Annotated in this window: 2 protein-coding genes; both read right to left on the bottom strand. The window is 47.2% G+C overall.

The genetic code is table 11. The features are described 5' to 3' along the window. Nucleotides 1-1,858: amidase (locus GRP75_RS24480; RefSeq protein WP_160790618.1), on the bottom strand; the 1,858-nt coding region annotated here is incomplete at its 3' end. Nucleotides 1,859-2,154: 296 nt separating this feature from the next. Continuing rightward, nucleotides 2,155-2,382: carbohydrate-binding protein (locus GRP75_RS24475; protein ID WP_483311112.1), on the bottom strand; the 228-nt coding region annotated here is incomplete at its 5' end.

The raw sequence follows: 2,382 nt of genomic DNA, 5'->3' as shown, positions 1-2,382 counted from the left end.
GAGCAGTTTGCGGGTTATAGGAAAAGGTTTCATCCTCAAGCGCTGGCGTGCGTGCTGCAATAGGACGGTTTTTGGTAGCCTGCTCATAGGAATAAGCGTAACGAAGCAGGTCATTATCGCTGTATGCGGCACCTGCCATCGTCAGATTAACGGGCATTCCGGTATCCTTCATAGCGCCCATACTCACAGACACACTTGGGATACCGTACTCGCGTAGAATGAAATTCGTATTGGAGAAATAGTTGCCATTCTCCCAAGCCTCCTCATAGGATGTTTCATTCACATCGGAGTCAGCTTTGCCGATATTCGAATTTGCCGGGAATGCAATAAAATCAAGGTTGTTTTGCTTCATCCAATTTTCAAAATCAATCTTTCGCACATTTTCAAGCCCCCGTAGTCCTTCATGAAACTGGGGAATTTGTTCGTAAGGGGTGACGCCTTTCTTTATGGTTTCAATGAATACGTCATAGTGGCCAAGGTCTCTACCACGTGTGGCATCTACCGAACCGGGCGGATTTGGGAAGACGGTTGCAGGGTCGATATTAGCCCATGACGGAAAATTCGGATCGCCCACACTTTTAAGGAATTCCTCAGCAGCATAAGGATTAAGCAATCCGAATTCCTTTTCAACCCACTTTGCCGGCATCAAACCACGTTCCTCAGGTGTTTTTGCTGTTGCCCGGTCTTTCTCGCTGTTCGCCTGCAAGGGGAAGTCAACTTCCACAACCTCAGCTCCAAGAGCAGTTAAATCCTTTACAGCTTTTTCCCATAATGCCTGTATCGAAGGTCTGAATTTGATCGGAGTTGTGGTTTCATGGTCCTTACCAATATAGATTTTCGGAACGCCAATGCGCTTGCCTTTTAAAGCTTGAATGTCTCGCAGCTCTAAATAGGATTTGGGACGGACACTGTTGACAGAAGGGAGCCGAACGATTTTCTGCTCTCGCCAGAAATCGCCCTTGGTGATCTTATCTTCTACAACGATCACGTCAAGCAAGCGGAGCATGTCCTCGACAGTCCTCGTATGTGGGACAACGACATCCCGTATAGGGAAGAGCGGCCAATTCCCCCGAATGGAGATTAGGCCCCGCGATGGCGTGTAGGCAATTAAACCATTGTTAGATGCTGGTGATCTTCCAGAGGATACCGTTTCCTCCCCCATACCGAAGGCAGCGAGGTTGGCGGCTGTTGATACGCCAGATCCGTTAGAGGAGCCAGAGTACCAAGCTGCAGCCAAATAATTTGGATTGTACGGACTTTCAGCACGGCCATAAACGCCTCTTTGCATTCCCCCTGCTGCCATTGGCGGCATGTTGGTTTTACCAATGAGCACCCCTCCGGATTTACGTATCTTCTCTACTGTAAAGGCATCGTCCTTTGCCATCAGGTTTTTGAAAGCCGGAGATCCAGAAGCGACAGTGAGTCCCTTAACCTTGTAGCTGTCTTTAACCGTGTAGGGGATGCCTTGCAGAGGACCGGTCTTAATACCCTGTGCCCTTAGTTGATCAGCCTGAGCGGCTTCTTTCAGTACGTCGGGGTTCAGAACAGGGATGGAATTCAGCCGAATGCCACTAGCATCATAGGCATATACGCGGTTAAGGTACAGGGCGGTGAGTTCGACACTCGACAGTGCTCCTGACTTCATCGCGTCCTGCATCTGAGCAATCGTAGCCTCTTGCAATTGAAATGTAACTAGGGAGGAGACGGGTTCACTACTGGTTTTACTTGAGGAAGAGGGCGAAGGGGTGGCGGATGCAAGGGAGCATCCCGTGAGAGTTAAAATCATACCAGTCGCGATCCATTTGCAATAATTACCGATTGCATTCCTTGCATTCGCTTTTAGCATTCGTGCGCACATAGCATTTTCACTCCTTAAATTAGATAGGATCAGGAATTTGAATAGAGAGGAACGAGAAATTAATAAATGTTTCTAATTATACTACTTATTTTCATACGAAATGTCAATTTTTGTAATACGGATATAAAGGGAGCCATTTAAGGTAAAATGGTGCCCGAGATTACACTAGGGAGCTTCCCTAGCAAATCCCGAGCACCAGAGGGCGTTTTCCATGGGTTACACTTGTAAGTCACTGAGGATGAAACACCTAGACATTCTCAATATAGTAAACATTTGGCTAAGATAAATACGAGCGATCATAATGAAAATTCAATGAAATCCACGTAGGCATCCCAGGTTCCGTCATCGCTCGTCAAGGTGAGTTTGACGTCCTGATCTCCGGTAGCGTGAGTAATGTTGGATAAAGTTTGGACAGTCGGCGTTTTGCCCGTGAAATAAAAGGAACCCACAGTTACTCCTCCAATAACCAAGTCCACTTTGGCCGTACTAGCATTGCTTGAAGCCCCCCGTACTGAGATATTATG

The organism is Paenibacillus sp. OT2-17 (assembly GCF_009827695.1).
GTDB classification, from domain to species: Bacteria; Bacillota; Bacilli; order Paenibacillales; family Paenibacillaceae; genus Paenibacillus; species Paenibacillus polymyxa_B.
This window is presented reverse-complemented; position numbering and strand designations above follow the sequence as displayed.